This is a genomic window from Bacillus sp. FSL R5-0709 (assembly GCF_038004785.1).
Lineage (GTDB): Bacteria > Bacillota > Bacilli > Bacillales > Bacillaceae_G > Bacillus_A > Bacillus_A mycoides.
The window spans coordinates 2,267,493-2,284,078 of record NZ_JBBORT010000001.1 but is presented as its reverse complement, the minus strand read 5'-3'; the positions used below and the strand labels follow the sequence as shown (position 1 = coordinate 2,284,078).

At 32.4% G+C, this 16,586-nt stretch carries 14 protein-coding genes and 1 pseudogene; 6 read left to right on the top strand and 9 right to left on the bottom strand.

Features of this window, described 5'->3' with window-relative positions:
* The first annotated feature begins 317 nt into the window (after positions 1-317).
* A pseudogene (locus MKX37_RS11690) lies at positions 318-786 on the top strand (BclA C-terminal domain-containing protein).
* 323 nt (positions 787-1,109) lie between these two features.
* Here the strand turns inward: MKX37_RS11690 and MKX37_RS11685 are convergent.
* Positions 1,110-1,667 (bottom strand): helix-turn-helix domain-containing protein, encoded by a 558-nt coding sequence (locus MKX37_RS11685; RefSeq protein WP_016120192.1) that lies wholly within the window; start codon positions 1,665-1,667, stop codon positions 1,110-1,112.
* A 117-nt stretch (positions 1,668-1,784) separates the two neighbouring features.
* Between MKX37_RS11685 and MKX37_RS11680 the strand changes: the two genes are divergently transcribed.
* The 3 genes from MKX37_RS11680 to MKX37_RS11670 all read left to right on the top strand — a co-directional run bounded on the left by MKX37_RS11680 (position 1,785) and on the right by MKX37_RS11670 (position 4,367).
* Complete coding sequence (locus MKX37_RS11680; protein WP_063226659.1) at positions 1,785-2,369, top strand: LysE family translocator; 585 nt, start codon at positions 1,785-1,787, stop codon at positions 2,367-2,369.
* A 142-nt stretch (positions 2,370-2,511) separates the two neighbouring features.
* Positions 2,512-3,324, top strand: coding sequence for a glycosyltransferase family 2 protein (locus MKX37_RS11675; RefSeq protein WP_002127363.1), 813 nt, complete (start codon positions 2,512-2,514; stop codon positions 3,322-3,324).
* A gap of 182 nt (positions 3,325-3,506) precedes the next feature.
* Complete coding sequence (locus MKX37_RS11670) at positions 3,507-4,367, top strand: hypothetical protein (RefSeq protein ID WP_002127362.1); 861 nt, start codon at positions 3,507-3,509, stop codon at positions 4,365-4,367.
* 709 nt (positions 4,368-5,076) lie between these two features.
* Here MKX37_RS11670 and MKX37_RS11665 read toward each other — a convergent pair.
* Positions 5,077-5,607, bottom strand: coding sequence for a hypothetical protein (locus MKX37_RS11665; protein ID WP_078422554.1), 531 nt, complete (start codon positions 5,605-5,607; stop codon positions 5,077-5,079).
* Between the two features lie 271 nt (positions 5,608-5,878).
* Positions 5,879-6,976, bottom strand: a complete 1,098-nt coding sequence (locus MKX37_RS11660; RefSeq protein WP_199627504.1) for a YheC/YheD family endospore coat-associated protein — start codon at positions 6,974-6,976, stop codon at positions 5,879-5,881.
* 123 nt (positions 6,977-7,099) lie between these two features.
* Between MKX37_RS11660 and MKX37_RS11655 the strand changes: the two genes are divergently transcribed.
* Positions 7,100-8,320: an ATP-grasp domain-containing protein gene (locus MKX37_RS11655; RefSeq protein ID WP_061675815.1), complete on the top strand. Its 1,221-nt coding sequence runs from the start codon at positions 7,100-7,102 to the stop codon at positions 8,318-8,320.
* Positions 8,321-8,582: 262 nt separating this feature from the next.
* The gene (locus MKX37_RS11650) at positions 8,583-8,870 is read left to right on the top strand and encodes a tyrosine-type recombinase/integrase (protein WP_206703300.1); all 288 of its coding nucleotides are present in this window, start codon (positions 8,583-8,585) and stop codon (positions 8,868-8,870) included.
* 65 nt (positions 8,871-8,935) lie between these two features.
* Here MKX37_RS11650 and MKX37_RS11645 read toward each other — a convergent pair whose 3' ends face one another.
* From MKX37_RS11645 to gabT, 6 genes are all read right to left on the bottom strand, one after another.
* Positions 8,936-10,732, bottom strand: a complete 1,797-nt coding sequence (locus tag MKX37_RS11645) for an ABC transporter ATP-binding protein (RefSeq protein WP_002165835.1) — start codon at positions 10,730-10,732, stop codon at positions 8,936-8,938.
* A complete protein-coding gene (locus MKX37_RS11640) occupies positions 10,725-12,479 on the bottom strand; it encodes an ABC transporter ATP-binding protein (protein ID WP_002168397.1) in 1,755 nt (584 codons plus the stop codon). Before MKX37_RS11640 ends, MKX37_RS11645 begins: the two co-directional genes overlap by 8 nt.
* Positions 12,480-12,741: 262 nt before the next feature.
* Entirely contained in the window at positions 12,742-13,338 is a 597-nt protein-coding gene (locus tag MKX37_RS11635; protein ID WP_002127357.1) for a DUF1349 domain-containing protein, read from the bottom strand.
* A 33-nt stretch (positions 13,339-13,371) separates the two neighbouring features.
* Positions 13,372-14,256 carry a GNAT family N-acetyltransferase gene (locus tag MKX37_RS11630; RefSeq protein ID WP_002031966.1) on the bottom strand — a complete coding sequence of 295 codons (885 nt, stop codon included), beginning with the start codon at positions 14,254-14,256 and terminating at the stop codon, positions 13,372-13,374.
* 262 nt (positions 14,257-14,518) lie between these two features.
* The gene (locus MKX37_RS11625) at positions 14,519-15,208 is read right to left on the bottom strand and encodes an MOSC domain-containing protein (protein WP_002168398.1); all 690 of its coding nucleotides are present in this window, start codon (positions 15,206-15,208) and stop codon (positions 14,519-14,521) included.
* Positions 15,209-15,222: 14 nt separating this feature from the next.
* A complete protein-coding gene (gene gabT, locus MKX37_RS11620) occupies positions 15,223-16,548 on the bottom strand; it encodes a 4-aminobutyrate--2-oxoglutarate transaminase (protein WP_002031963.1) in 1,326 nt (441 codons plus the stop codon).
* Between the last annotated feature and the right edge of the window lie 38 nt (positions 16,549-16,586).

Here is a 16,586-nt window from a genome sequence, read left to right as displayed (position 1 = left end):
ATCTCCCTTCTATGGTATTTATTAAATGTTAGATGTTCCGAAATGTTAAAAGAATTATCTAAAAAAACACTATTAATCTCTCGATTAAAATCTTTGTACAAAATCAAATTTAATGTAACTTACTAAAAATGAATGTATTTTAAACAGCATGCCGTTACTATAAAAAATATTATTAATAGAATATATGAAAAGTATCTCCTTTATCATAAAAATGAGGTGATTTTAATTAAAAATAAAGATAGAGAAAATCCCCAAAATAATGACGTACAATTATCCTTCCTTATAGACTAACTAGTCCTACTGGTAGTACTGGACCCATGAGTAATACCGGACCCACGGGTAATACCGGACCCACGGGTAGTACCGGCATAAACGTTACAACAAATTCTATGTTTGCAAATAATACAGTGGATGGAACAGTTTCAGTTGTACTAGGGTGGTACTAACATACTACTTTCAAACAATCAAAGCCTTGATAGCTTTGCAGTCAATAGTGCGAATGATTTATTTACAGTCCCTGTAACGGGACGTTATTATCTTTCTTATCAAATTAATACTACAACTGTACTTCTTGCGGGTTCAAGACTAATTTTAAACGGATCTACATCACTTCTGGGCTCAATTCTATCTCCTGCCTTATCTACTTCAAGTTATAATAATAATTTAATTACAATATTAAATGCAGGTAATACTATTTCTCTTCAATTATTCGGTCTCTTATCAATTGTCAATTTAGTCGGTGGTGGATCAACTTGCGCCTCTCTAACAATTATACGAGTTGATTAATAAATGATTCATTTTTTCTTCGTAGCTTTAAATGCCATTCCCCTATATAGATAGTAGAAACTATCTATACTAAATATTCCGGATAAACATTATCAATTTACTCTATACGCTATCAATGTTAAGTTATTTATGAAGACAGTTTCTCCTTTACTAATCATCTCAATATGTATTTGAGAAACATTCTCCAATCCTATACGCGAGAGAAATACTGTGTTGACACTCAAATGAGTGTCTTTTTTTTGTATTTTTCACATAATAAAAACCACCTTGTATAGATGGTTTTATAATTACGCTTCCCTTATATTTTTTATGTACATAAAAACTTATGAAGCTGGATAATAAATTGTCATACTCAACCGAGTTAACGTACTTCCTGAATTATAATAAGCGTGAGGTCTATCCGCCTTAAACCTGATTGAGTCTCCACTATTTAATCTATATTGACAATTATTTACCTCAATTGTCAGTTCACCATCAAACACAGTTATAAATTCCTCTGTTCCTTCTTTATGCGCTTCAGCATATAACTTTCCTTCTGTTTCAATTTCAACAGTATAGATTTCAAAATGTCTATCATCTTGAAAAGGAAAAGAAGGATACACTTTATATCTCCCATTGTCTTCTGATAATACTTGAACATCGTTTCGTAAAACCACTTTCGTATCAGGCTGTGGATTATTAATTAAAGACGTAAAAGACACTTTTAAACCATTCGCTATCTTCCATATTGTTGTTAGTGTCGGGCTTGAATCTCCTCTTTCAATTTGTCCAATCATCGTTTTACTCACACCTGTTAATTGGGAAACCTTTTCTAAACTTAATTTTTCTTTCTCACGTATTGCCTTTATATTTTTCGCCAAAATAAGTTGAATTTCTTCCATAAAAAAACACTCCTACACTATATACAATATAACGACCGTTATGTATAATAAAAAGCACACGTTATATTGTTCTTTTCGGTCATTATAACATACAAAAAATACTTAGGGGGTTTTGAAATGCCTTTATTTTCTTTTTTATTATTTGTTTTTATTAGTAGCTTCACACCCGGTCCTAACAATTTTTTAGCTATGACATACGCCAAGCAATATGGATTAAAAAGAAGCATTACATTTTGCCTAGGTGTGGCTTTCGGTTTTTTTATTATCACTTCATTATGTAGTTTCTTTAATATTGTACTTATAAATATTCTGCCATTAATTGAATTCCCTTTAAAAATTTTAGGTGTAGCTTATATGCTGTATTTAGCTTTTAAAATACTCACTAGTAAAGGCAATACAGATACAAATGAAAAAAGTAATAAAAACATATTTTTAGTAGGAATTATGCTTCAATTTGTTAACCCGAAGGGAATTTTATTCGGACTGACTGTAGTATCAACTTTTATTCTCCCTTACTACCATTCATATTCTAGTTACCTATTCTTTTCATTGTTTTTAGGCATAGTCGGTTTAATGAGTACATTTAGTTGGTGTCTATTCGGGTCGATGTTTCAAAAACTTTTATTAAAACATAACCGAATATTTAACATTATTATGGCAGTTTTATTAGTGTTTAGCGCTATTTCAATTGTTATCAACTAGCTCCATAACCATCCTAATTCTTAATTTAACAGTCAATCTGAAATAAATAATTATCCTTCCACCTATCATCTTTGTTTTTTTAGTTTTAAGGTGGGAACCTTCTAACGATAAGATTCCCACCATATCATACTAAATAAGAAGTGTGTTATATAAGGAGGAGGTTTTCATTAAGACTACTTTAATTTCTCATTTTTACAATGAAGAATATTTACTTCCATGGTGGTTAATGCATCATACAAAACTATTTGATCACGGTATTCTAATTAACCGAGGATCTACTGACCGTTCAGTGGAAATATGTAAGTTATTTGCACCTCATTGGGAAATTCGCAATTCAAAAGTATTAGAATTTGATGCCTATTTAGTTGATCAAGAAGTTATGGAAATTGAAAAAGAAGTTACTGGATGGAAAATGGTATTAAATACGACAGAGTTTCTTTGTTGTTTTAATAAAGAACAATTTTTCACTTCACTTAACTCTAATGGAGGGAACATGTTTTCCATTAGAGTTATAATGATGATCGATGAACCTTCTCACGGCTATTCTAATCCAAGATACAGTATTCCACTAGTCAAACAACGTTATCACGGTATTTTAATCCAACCCAGTCCCAATCTGCTTTATCTCAACGGTAGATTAATTCACAATATTTTTCATGGTGACTACAGAGTCGGCAGACATGGCTCACATTATCCATATAGCATTTACATGCAGCCTGCTTTCGTTTTAAAATTTTTTTATAGTCCATGGAACGAGGCTATGAAAAAAAGAAAATTACAAATTGGACCCACTCTTTCTAAACATAGTGTACAGCGTGGTTTAGGTTCTCATCATTTAACAACACTTGAAAAATTAGAAAAAAACTATACGCACTATGCGACCTTAACTACTGATCTTCGGTTAATCCCAGAATACCAAACTGTATTTCCCGATCTATGCTTTCCTAACTATTAATATCGTAAAAAGGTTAGCTATACATTTCTTATATTTGGGTTAACTGAAACAAATTCTACAGAACATACATCTAAAATTCTTTCTCTTATTCTCCTAAATAGAACTTTTTTCTACCTTGTACAAACAGTTCTTATCCTCATTAAATATAATATATAGACAAATAGAAGATAGGAGATTAAAGAATGGCTGATTTTTTTTATAAACATGGTAAAAAGTACTATAAAAACTATTCATATTCTCACAATAAAAAAGAGAACTGTTTCACTAAAACGCATACGATTGCTGGCTCAAATATACCGTTAGATATTATTGTACCAGCTAACACTTCAAGAATAGTTTTTGAAGATGCTACTAATAATCACAATAAAACATTACTGCAGTTTCATGTTCCTGGTACTTCTGCACCAATTGTTGTAACTATTCGTACAAGAAATTCTCGTAGACCGATTACCGCTACAATAGCTTCAGGTGAAACAAGAATTCTTCAAGTAGAAAATTTTGAAAGCCTCACTCTCACAAATAATAATAATACAAGTAGCGACATTGGTGTTTATATCCAAAAAACGTTTTGCATCTGCTGCAATGAACAAAATGATTATTATAAAGAGCATTCATATTCTATTAACGAAGATAGTAACTGTTTTGTCGAAACTCACACGATTGCTGGTTCGGGAACTACCTTAGCTGGAAATGTACCTCTCGATATTATCGTACCCCCTAATACCTCAAGAACAGTATTTGAAGATTTTACTATTAATCACAACAAAACTTTACTTCAACTATCTGTTCCTAACGATTCCGGTCCCATTGAAGTAACAGTTCAAACAAGAAGTTCTAACATACCAATTAATGCAACTTTAGTTCCTAATGAAACAAGGATCTTTCAAGTAGAAGATTTACAAAGCCTTACTCTCACAAATAATTCCGATACATTTGATTTTATTGATATATTTATCAATAAAACATTTTGTATTTGCTGTGATGACCAGAACAACCCTTGCGATGAATGTAACCATGAATACGACAATGATTATGATTGTTAATTTTAATGAAAAAGAAACCTTTTTATAAAGGTTTCTTTTTCATTAAAACAACTAACATCCGATAATATACGTACTTACTTATCTACCGTTTCTCGTTTCTTAATAAAATAGCATTTTTGTTTATAAATTTTACACATTTAAAGTAGACAAGCATATGTTATTATATGGAGATTTCCTCCACTCATAAGTTTCTTATCTTTCTAAGAGTACGTTTATAGGCGTGCTCTTTTGATTTTTTATCCAATAACGATTTTTATATCCACACGCTTCTTACTAAGCTTCATTGCTAAATAAGGTTGGATATATTTTTTCTATTTTTGAATGTATAATCCAAAACTTATTACTAGAAACTGTACAAATACTAATAGCTCTTCAAAAAAAGAAGCACATGCTTCTGTGGCAAAAGACAATTCGAGTTGACGAATTTGATTTTTCGCATCATCAAAATCAGAAGCTACAACTTTTTATTAAATACAACTTCAGCCTTATGACCTTGCAGTATATATTGACAATACTTTAGCTAGTCATAGAAAACCTTATGGATCAATCGCAGTATATAAAAATCCAAATACTTCTCAACGGATAGGATTATGGACAGTATATGATCCATCAAGATATTTAATATATTCCTAATTTGGTTGGGTAAGTAATAGACCAATTAATCCATAATAAGAAAAAGAGGCTGCGAAATAATTACAGCCTCTTTTCTTTAATCGCATTTTTCTATTTGGTCGCCTTCTTCACCTGCATTTTCTGCCGAACTATCCGTTCCGCCTCCTACTGCATGTTGCTGTTTAGTATTAGAACTTTCGATGGCAGCGTTGGTTCCCGCTGCACTGTCTTCTCCACCACCACTTGCCACTTGAGTAGCACTAGCCTGTTCCTTACGGGTTTTATTAATTTGATTATTGATGATAAGTACAAATTCTGCCTCTTCATCCGAATTTTCTTTTTTCATTTTATGCGGCTCAATCTGGTCCCCACTAATTCCTTTATTTATGGCTTCGCCTCCAGCGCCCACCGTTTCTTGCTGTCGGGTATTCGATGAATCGATTGCTGCATTACTTCCTGCTGCACTATTTTGTCCGGCTCCACTGGCAATTTGTGTTGTATTCGGTGCAAATGTAATCTGATTATTAATGACAATGACAATTTTTCGTTTATCAGCAAGATTTCCCAAATTAATTTCTTCTCCATCTTTTTTTACAAATCGAAACGTGATTTTTTCATTGTTTTCCATATTCTCCCCCCTTTGTAGTATTAAATGACTGGAGAATGATAATGGATTGGACAAGCGTATTTTTTTATAAATATGTGACCCCGCCCACAATGAAGGATGTATTACCAGGTTCCGGTATTTACCTCATATTAGGTACGTTGGCTTGGCGACAGTCCAGCATCCGCCGAATTTCGGAATGCATGGAGAAAAACCTTATAGGAGATATAGAAAGAGAGATTAGTAGAAACATTGGTATATAAAGGTTTCTAGGTTTCATTATATTTTCCTTTTCTTATTTATATTTATCAGCCAAATATCTAGCATAGTGAACTAAATTTCTAGCTACATCTAATTCAAGATTAAATATATTAGGTACCCCTGGTCTCCAATTCACCTCAAATAACCACAATTTTTGATCCTTATCAATCCCTACATCAATTCCTAACTCATCAAATAGTATATCCTTATATAAAGAATTAAAATGGTTAGAAAAAGTTACTGCAAATCGTTCTAAATACCTTTTAATATTATACCAATCGTTATCAAACTCCGCTTTTAAAAAAACATCTAAATACGTACTATAACCACCCTTAGCCATATTTGATACAATACTTCCTAATGGACCTATTCTCGGGAATATAGAAGTAACAACCCACCTGCCTTCCCCATTTCTTTGAACATGCAATCGAAAATCATAAACATGACCAGATTTTATTTGACATGAAATAAACTGTTGAATTATGTAACCTTGCTCTTGAATCTTATCAGATATAAAGCTCCGTAATTGTTTTTTATTAATAGATGAAATTTGTTCTGACTCATTCATACTGTAATTCATCCCATTTTTTTCAATGAAAATAATACCACTACCTTGATGTCCAGAAATTGGTTTAATAATAAGTTTTTCATAACGATTAATCATGTCAAAAAACTTATTAACATCATTTAATTCATAAAAAGGAATAAGATATTGCTTAAATTTTTTCGCTCTATTTATTCTGTTATATACACTTAATTTATTTCCAATTGAATGACTTGTAAAAGGAACTTTTTCATGTAGATAATCATAGATTTGCTGATTTTTATCACTAACATGAACACTTGCATTGTAAATAACATCTGGAAAAGAAAATTCTTGTTCAATCCACTTACCATTTTCATAAGTTTTACCTAAAATCTTCTTCGTTTCTATATTTACTTTTCCTAAAGTAAAATAAAAAAATTCCACACCTTCAGCTTTAGCTACAGCAGCATAAGTATATGCTTTCTTTACGTCATTCGGATCTTTCCGATGATGAAGCATACCAATTATAGTCATGTTAGTTCTTCTTCCCTTCTTTCTAAAGATTTTTTTCAAAACAAATATCAAATTCATTATATATATATTCATGTTCTTCCTCATTCAACCATTTTTCGAAAAATCCAGAACAAGCTTAACCTCATTTTAATATTCTACCTATAGAAATAATAAACCTGAGATTTTATAAAATGATAAAGGTTAAGGTGACATAAAATGGATACTATCGTTTTCATTGAAACAAATAAATCTGGATCAAGTAGGGAAGCAATCAAAGCAGCTGAAAAACTTAATTTCTTTACTGTTTTATTAACTAAAAAAACAAAATTTATTAATGAACGCACTATATTCCCTGATGTACATCAGATGATTTTCACTGATATAAATGATTATGATAATATAATTACAACAATTGAAAAATTAAATACATCAGGAAAAAACATAAAAGGGATCTTTAGTTTTATTGACCCTTTTGTTTATGTGGCTGCACGTTTATCAGAAAGATTTTGCTCAAATATTGTATCTACTAAAGCTATCCATCATATGGAAAACAAAATATTAACTCGTAATGTACTTAAAGAATTACCAATCTCACTCAACTATTTAATTTACAAACCAACAGAATCATTATCATCTTTTCTTGAAAAAACTAAAGAGATAAATTTCCCTCTTATTGTAAAATCCCCTAAATCAACAGGATCCAAAGATGTATTATTAGTAAAAAATAAAGATCAATTAATCTTATCTATACAAAGTCTTTTAAAAAAACTACCTAATGAAGAAATTCTACTTGAAGAATATATAGATGGACCTCAGTACTTAGTTGAAATTTTAGTTCAAGATGGAAAAGTCCATATTATAGCAGTAATTGAACAAGAAATTACACTTTTTGAACGTTTTATTGTTACTGGTTATTCTTTACTAGGACAGGTAGACAAAAGACTATATAATAGTCTTTTCAATGCAGTTAATTCTGTTATTCAGGCCTTTAATATGAAAAATGGAGCGTGTCATCTAGAACTCCGGAGAATAAAAGATGTTTGGAAATTAATTGAGATAAATCCCAGAATATCAGGTGGAGCAATGAATGACATAATTGAAATTGGACATGGAATCAACTTAGTGCAAGAGACTATTCAGTTAATGTTAGGAAATAAACCTTCACTAAATAAAAAACATTATAAATATGTGTACGCTCATTACCTAACAGTTAAATCTAAAGGAAAACTAATTCGAGTTACAGGGAAAAACCGTAGTTCTAAATATCCTGGTGTAGAGAAAGTTTATATAAAACCTAAAAAAGGAACTATCTTAAAACCACCTACATCAATGGGACATCGATGTGGATACGTTTTAGCTGCAGCCTATTTTAAAACAGAAGCTAAAAAAATAGCTTTAGAAGCAGCTAAAGAAATTTCATTTGAAATCCAAAAATAATAAATACGTCATATATACACCAACTGATGAAAATATACTAAAAATCATATTTCTTATAATTTTAATTTCTTTACTAAATAGACGACTCCAAAATGTTTTAATTTATATATGATAAAATATATCCATCGCCGATATGTCCAAACATGTAATTTTCATAGCAGCAAAATTACAAATATACTTTTACAACATGATTCAAAAATCAATGAAGGAATGTTTTAAGTGAAAGGACATATTCGAAAAAGAGGAACAAAGTGGTGTATTATTGTCGATATCGGAGCTGATTCAGAGACAGGAAAAAGAAGACAAAAGTGGTTTTCGTGATACATTTAAAGCCTATTTGAAAAAATCCGAATTAAAAAACATTAGATTTCATGATTTACGCCATACTCATGCAACGCTTCTTTTAAAACAAGGAGTACATCCAAAGATTGTAAGCGAACGATTGGATCATAAGGACGTTTTCATAACCTTAAATCGCTATTCACATTTTTCACCTAGTCTGCAAAAGGACGCTGTTAAAACATTTAGTGAAAGACTATTCGGATGGTAATGTTTGCAAATATAAAAAATGAGGTTTCTCTTTTCTAGAGAAACCTCACCACATCAATGTTTTTGTTAAATTTTAAACTGACTCGTATACAAATCAAAGTAAAACCCACCATCTTCCATGAGAGTTTCATGATTTCCTCTCTCTAAAATACTTCCATCTTTTATTACAAGTATTTGATCTGCTTTTTCAATCGTTTTCAGCCGATGAGCGATTACAAAACTTGTTCGCCCTCTCATTAAATTATTTAATCCAGATTGAATTTGTAATTCTGTTCTCGTATCAATATTAGATGTTGCTTCGTCGAGAATTAATATATCTGCATCTGCTAAAATCGCTCGTGCAATCGCAAGGAGTTGTTTTTGTCCTTGACTTAAATTCGAACCTTCTGAAGCAATTTCCGTTTCATATTGATTCGGTAGATGTTTTATAAAAGAATGTGCTGATGCTGCTTTTGCTGCTGCAACTACTTCTTCATCACTTGCATCTAAACGTCCATATCGAATATTTTCCATAATCGTTCCTGCAAATAAATACGTATCCTGTAAAACAACCCCTATTTTACTCCGCAAAGAATTAATATCATAATCCTTGATATCTTTTTCATCAATGCTAATTTGCCCTTTTTGAATGTCATAAAAGCGAGTTAACAAATTAATAATTGTTGTTTTTCCTGATCCAGTTGGACCGACTAAAGCGATTGTCTCCCCAGGATTCGCCTCGAGACTCACATCTTTTAAAATCATGTTGTCCTGTGCGTATCCAAATGAAACTTTCTCAAGCCTAACATGTCCTTGTAAATTTTGTACAAGTACTGCATCTTTTTTATTTTGAATTTCTGGTACTTCATCCATAATTTCAAAGACACGTTCTCCTCCAGCAACTGCCGCTTGAATCGTATTCATTAAAGTTGCAAATTGACTAAGTGGTCTTGAAAATTGTCGAGAATAATTAATAAAAGCTGCAATGACACCTACTGTTGTCATTCCGTTTAATACCATTACCGATCCAGTTCCAATTACAAGCCCCATTCCTAAGTTATTAATAAAGTTCATACTTGGAAAAATAAATGCTGAAAACGTTTCAGCCTTCGTTGCTGAAATTCTTAGCTGTTCGTTAATTTCATTAAAGTTATGTACGGTTTCTTTTTCTTTTCCGTATAACGTAGTTACGTCTGCGCCTGTAATAGCTTCCTCAATAAATCCATTTAATTCTCCTAAATCCTTTTGACGCTTCGCAAAGTTTTTCCCACTATAAGCAACTAGTTTTTTCGTAACGAAAAACATAATAGGTACTGTAATTAAAGTTACAATCGCTAAAATCCAATCTAATGAAAACATCGCAATTGTTACACCTATAAACGTTAACGCTGATGAAATGATTTGCACAACACTTTGTGTCAAAGCTTGATTTAAGTTATCAATATCATTTGTCACACGGCTCATTAAATCACCTTGAGAACGTACATCAAAGAATCGTAGAGAAAGTGTTTGGATTTTTTCAAAAATATCTTGTCGTATTTTTTGTATAGTCTTTAATGCAACATTAATCATTACAAATGTTTGTAACCATGTTAATAATACGGTTATCCCATATATCGCAATGAGTAGCATGCACATTCTGGCTGTCCCGCTTAAATCCTTCGGTACAATGTATTCATCAATGATGACCCCCATATAATATGGCCCAAGTAAACCTAGTAATGTCGTGATAAATACAAGAATAATAACGAACATAAGAGATGCTTTTTGATACCCCATATAGTTCCATACTCGCATTATAGTTCCTTTAGTATTCTTAGTTTTTCCCGTTTTCGGATTGTTACGTCCACCTTTATTTCCAAATTGTCCTTGAAAATTACGCACGCTCTTCCCCTCCTTCTTGCTGCAGGCTACCACCTTGGGAAAGATAAATTTCCTGATACACTTCACAAGTTGCCAATAAATCCTCATGCGTACCATTTCCAACTAATTCACCGTTATTCAAAACGAGGATTTTATCAGCATCTATAATAGAAGATATTTTTGATGCAATTAAAAATGTCGTTGTGCCACTATATCTTGTCCTTAATGCTTCCTGTATTACAGCTTCTGACTTCGCATCAACTGCCGATGTAGAATCGTCTAATACAAGAATAGATGGCTTTCTCACTAGGGCTCTTGCAATAGATATACGTTGTTTTTGACCACCAGATAGATTGGTTGCACCTTGTGTTAAGTTATATTCATAAGAGTCTTCCAGCTTATTGATAAACTCAGTCGCACAAGCAGATGAAGATGCTAATTCCAATTCATCATAAGTTGCATCTTCTTTGCCATAACGTAAATTCTCTTCTATACTGCCTGAAAAAAGAAGTGCCTTTTGTGGAACGAAGCCAATGGAAGCACGAAGTTTTTGCAAATCGTATGCTTTCACATTAACATCATCTATACATATTTCACCTTGATCAACATCGTAAAGTCGTGGCAATAGTTTCGCCAATGTAGATTTACCACTTCCGGTCGATCCAATAATCCCTATTTTTTCACCTTTACGTACAGTAAAGGAAATATCTTTTAAAACATATTCATTATTTTTCGTATAACTATAGCTAACATTTTTAAACTCTACATTACCACCCACTTGTTTTGGTTCATATACGTCGCCTTCAGTTGTAATATCAACTTCAGTATGTAAGACTTGTTGTACACGATCAGCTGATGGAAAAGCACGGGCAATTTGAATAAATACCATACTAATAGACATAAGTGACATTAAAATGATATTTAAATAGTTAATAAAAGCTAAAATGGCCCCTACTTGGAGTGTACCGTTAAAAACTTTCTCGCCACCAATCCATAAAGTTGCTACAATTCCGCTATTTACAACTAGCATAATAATTGGCATCATCAATGAAATAATTTGTATTGCACGAATATTTATTTCAGTTAAACTTGTATTAACTTTCTCAAACTGTGCGATTTCATATTTTTGTCTTACATATGCTTTTATAACACGTACACCGGATAAATTTTCTTGTAGCTTTGTGTTTACTTTATCTAATGCTTCTTGTACTCGCTTAAATGAACCGCTCGATTGACCTGCAATCAATACAATTGCAACTAATAATACGGGTACCACAACAAGTAAAATTGGAAATAGGTCTCTCGCTGTTACAAAGACTATAATGATACTTCCAATAAATAATAACGGTCCACGGACAAGTACACGTAACGTCATCGTCATTGCCGATTGAATAGATGTAATATCATTTGTCACGATTGTTAATAATTTACCTGTTCCAAATGAATCACGATTTTTGCTAGAAAATGTTTCTATTTTCGCAAACACATCTTTTCGTATGTCTGTAGCGAAATTAACAGCAGCTTTTGTAGAATACATCATACAACCAAGTCCTCCAATTAAACCGATTGCTGCTGCTCCTATCATAAGAAGCCCCATTTTTATTACATAATTCAAATCCCGGTTTGCAATTCCAACATCAATAATATGTTGCATTATTGTCGGTTGAATTAAGTCCATCGCAACCTCAAGTACCATAAATAGCGGTCCAATAATAGCGAAGAACATGTATGGTTTTAAATACTGTAACAACTTGCGAAATGATTTCATACACAATCTCCTTTTTTCATGAAATTACCATCGAATAATTTATAGTCCTCCTTATTTGAGCAATATAGTCTGTAATTTCTCCATTAGTCCTATTATATTAGGCAAATTAATATTTAACATTATTAAATGATAAGTTTTAAATCATTTTTAGTCAATAAAATGGAACTTTAATCTACCAGGCATTTTCACTGCCAGTTGATGTGAATACTCTTTAACTTAATAAAAACCGCATTCTCATTTAGTAAGAATGCGGTTTTCCCATCTATATTTGTTCAATTTTAAAATCGAAAACCTCGGTCTCGAATCCATTATTTTCAGAAGGACTACACGTATAAAAACCAATTTTAACAGGCTCATTACCTATGTCCTCCATCAAATGAGCGATTCTTATTTGTTCCCATCGCTGACTCGTTTTCACATATATTGTATAATCGCCAAGTTTTCGAATAATTCGAAAACGTAATTGTTGCTTAGCAAACTCATTTGGATAGTCTTGCGTTGACCAATCAGAATAGCCATTATTCGTTACGACAGCACCTAAATGTGATGGGCCCTCAGGAATATATTCTAAAGATGTTTTTAACCAACACTTCTCAGAAATCATAACAAATAAACCCGCTTGATCGTATGTCGCATTTGGATTCATGCGCAATTGAACCTCAGCCTGAAAATCTGTCATTATCTCATCATAAAATACATGGCCATTCATTACTTCAAAACCATAATGGGTTTTCAGCCAAAAATCTGTTTCTTCTTTCGAATGGACAATGAATGTATCATTGTCTTCAAGTTTGTAAAATTTAGGTGCGTTCATTACAGTAAGTTGCTCAATATGATTTGGTATATATGATGTTTTCATAATTCCTCCATAAAAAAGCATTTAAATTAATATTTAAAACTCAGTTAATACCGGGAATTTATAACCTTTAAAATCTAATTCTTTATTACTTCGAACCATTAAATACTTACTAGTCTGTAATTCTGTATATTGTACATCATCAATTCCTAATTGATCTGGATAGAAATAAAATTCAATCTCCGTAAATTCCCCAGAGATTTCCTCACATAATTCATCTAAAATCGGAATTACCGGCGCAAATACTCCAAATAATTTTAGTTTTTGATTTTCTACTGTAAAAACAATCAGCGCATCTAATTTCTCTGAATAATAAAGGTTTTCATTCCATGTTGAATCATACATATTTAAATAAAACGAAGAGCGGTAATTTAACGTTGAAAATTTATTAGAAAGCCTTTGGCCATTTTCAATAATCTCATGTATTAATTGTCTATCCTCTTCATTATAAAAATCTAACTTTTTAAGTTGAGAATCTTTGTAGCCTTTATTTTCGTATGATACTGTCATCAAATATTCTTGCACAATTTGAAAACCAAATGGTTTATATAGTTCCGGATTTTCAGTAAACAAGACCGCACACTCGCATTGCTCATCAATTTCCTCTATCATCTTACTAAACAATTGCTTCATTAATCCTCGTCTACGATAATTCGGATGTGTCATTACTGATTGAATACCCGTTGCATTTATTTTTTCACCATTAATTAAAAGCGGAAGTGAAAATGCCGCAACATTTGCAATCGCATTATCATCTTGTAAAAATGATAATGCTTTATATGTATAATCCCAATACCCTTTCTCTGAAAAATCCTGCAATGTTTGGCTCGTAATCCCAAACACTTCTTCAAATAAAGGAAATAACTGTTCTCTTCTCGGTTCTTCTAATAGAAAGTTTGCCATTTTTTCAACATTGCCCATGTTGTCCCTCCATACGTCGATTCCATTAATTTAGATATACTTATATGACCTACTCTCAAAAAATAGGCCTTTCAAATCAATATAGTATCATAAAACTTTTAAAAATGGTTTAATTTATTTTATGTTTTGATTATTAAAAAACAAGTCGAATAAACTAGTATTAAGATTTTTGAATAATATCATGTTTATTATATAACAAATGGTGCTTCCTACTTATCTTTCCGATAATAGAAATACACCATTTTATGCAAATATAATTCACCTATTCTTTGGTTCCCTCAAGTCGCTCCTTCGTACTAATTTCTTCTCCCTTCACTCGCTTTTCAAACGTCTTTCTCCAACTAGTAGACAGTGCATTTACTTCTAAAATCCTTTTTAATCCTTCAGAGTTTTGTTTTTCTTTATGCATTATGCGATTCGCAAACAAAATTGACACACCTTTTGGATCAAGCTTCAACAATTTTAAAGTATCTACCGGTAATATCCACCCTTCTTTTAATACTCGAAAATAAAAACCTGTGTATCCTGTATCTTGAAAATATAATGGCAACTTTGGAATATTATATTTCTTGGCTAATTTAAAACAAGGTTGTCTTGGCTGCGTTACTTGTACAATCGCTTCTCCGAGTTGAAACGTGTCACCAATACAAACATCTTCTTCACGCATTCCGCTTACTGTTATATTTTCACCGAAAGCCCCATATACAAGTTCCTGATTCAACTCTTTTTCCCAGTAAGGATAGTGGTCACCAGTATAAACACAAACCGCTTTATCTACCCCTCCATGATGAACTAAATCCGCCTGTCCATCTCCATTAAACTTTAAAAATGATAAAAAAACAGGTTCCTTTACTTGCTTTTTATTTATCCCTGTTTGAATTAACTTCCCACCATACATAACCTCTTTTGGCAATCCTAGATTTAAAGATAGGATTTCATATACTTTAGTCATTCAAATCCCTCCTCTTACTTGCGGCACAACTTTTCAAAAGACTCATTTATTATTTCAAATCCTCTATCTATTTCTTCGTTTGAGATAACTAGAGGTGGTAAAAAGCGTAGTACATTATCAAATATCCCCGCTCCAATACTTATAAGCCCATTCTTCCAAAAATCTTCAATTAGCTTTACTGTTAGTTCTTTTGCAGGTTCTTTCGTTATGCGATTCGTTACAAGTTCCATTGCAACCATCGCACCGATTCCACGAACATCACCAATCATTTCGTACTTTAATTGCATTTGATGTAGATGTGACATTATTCTATTTCCAATTTGCTGAGCCCTTTCAACTAGATTTTCTTCTTCCATTATTTCAAATACAGCAAGACCGGCTGCACATGATAACGGACTCCCGGCAAAAGTTCCACCAATTTGTCCTCTCCCAGGAATGTCCATCAACTCCGCACGACCGACAATAGCACTTAATGGTAAACCGCCAGCAATTGATTTTGACAAAGTCATTATGTCAGGTTCTATATGAAAATGTTCCGTTGCAAACCATTTCCCTGTTCGGCCAAATCCAGTTTGCACTTCATCCATTATCATTAAAATACCGTATTGATTACAAATTTCTCGTAATCGTTTTACAAATGAAATGGAAGGAACAATAAACCCACCTTCTCCTTGTACTGGTTCCATTACGATCGCTGCTACTTTTTCAGGTGATACTTCTTCTAAAAACTTTTCAAACTGATAGATGACTTGAGAATCCACTTCTTCAGGAGAAACTCCTTCTTCAGCTCTGTAATAGTACGGATACGGCAATATATGCATGTCTGAAACGAACGGACCAAATCCTGCTTTATATGGAGTTTCTTTGGTCGATAGAGACATTGTCATTAATGTTCTCCCATGAAATCCTCGTTCAAACGAAATTACTTTACTCCTCCCTGTTACTTTACGTGCGATCTTTACAGCATTTTCAATCGCTTCCGCACCACTATTGGCAAACATCGTTTTTTTCTTACTTGTACCTGGCACTTTCTCATTAATTTTCTCCGCTAAAGTAATATAATTTTCATATGGAGTTACATGAAAACAAGGATGTATAAATGATTCTGCTTGTTTTTGTACCGCTCTTACAACTTTCGGATGACAATGTCCAACATTTTGCATACCAATTCCACCAGCAAAATCAATAAACTGATTTCCATCTACATCTGTTATTATCGCTCCCCTTGCTTCTTTTACATATAAAGGCGTTAAATGATATATTCCTGTCGGTACGGCCTCCTCATACCTTTTTTGAAGTACTTGTGAATAACTGCCCGGTAATACACTAGATTTCAACAATTCTTCTTCACCTCATCTAATTTTTTAATCAATCCATT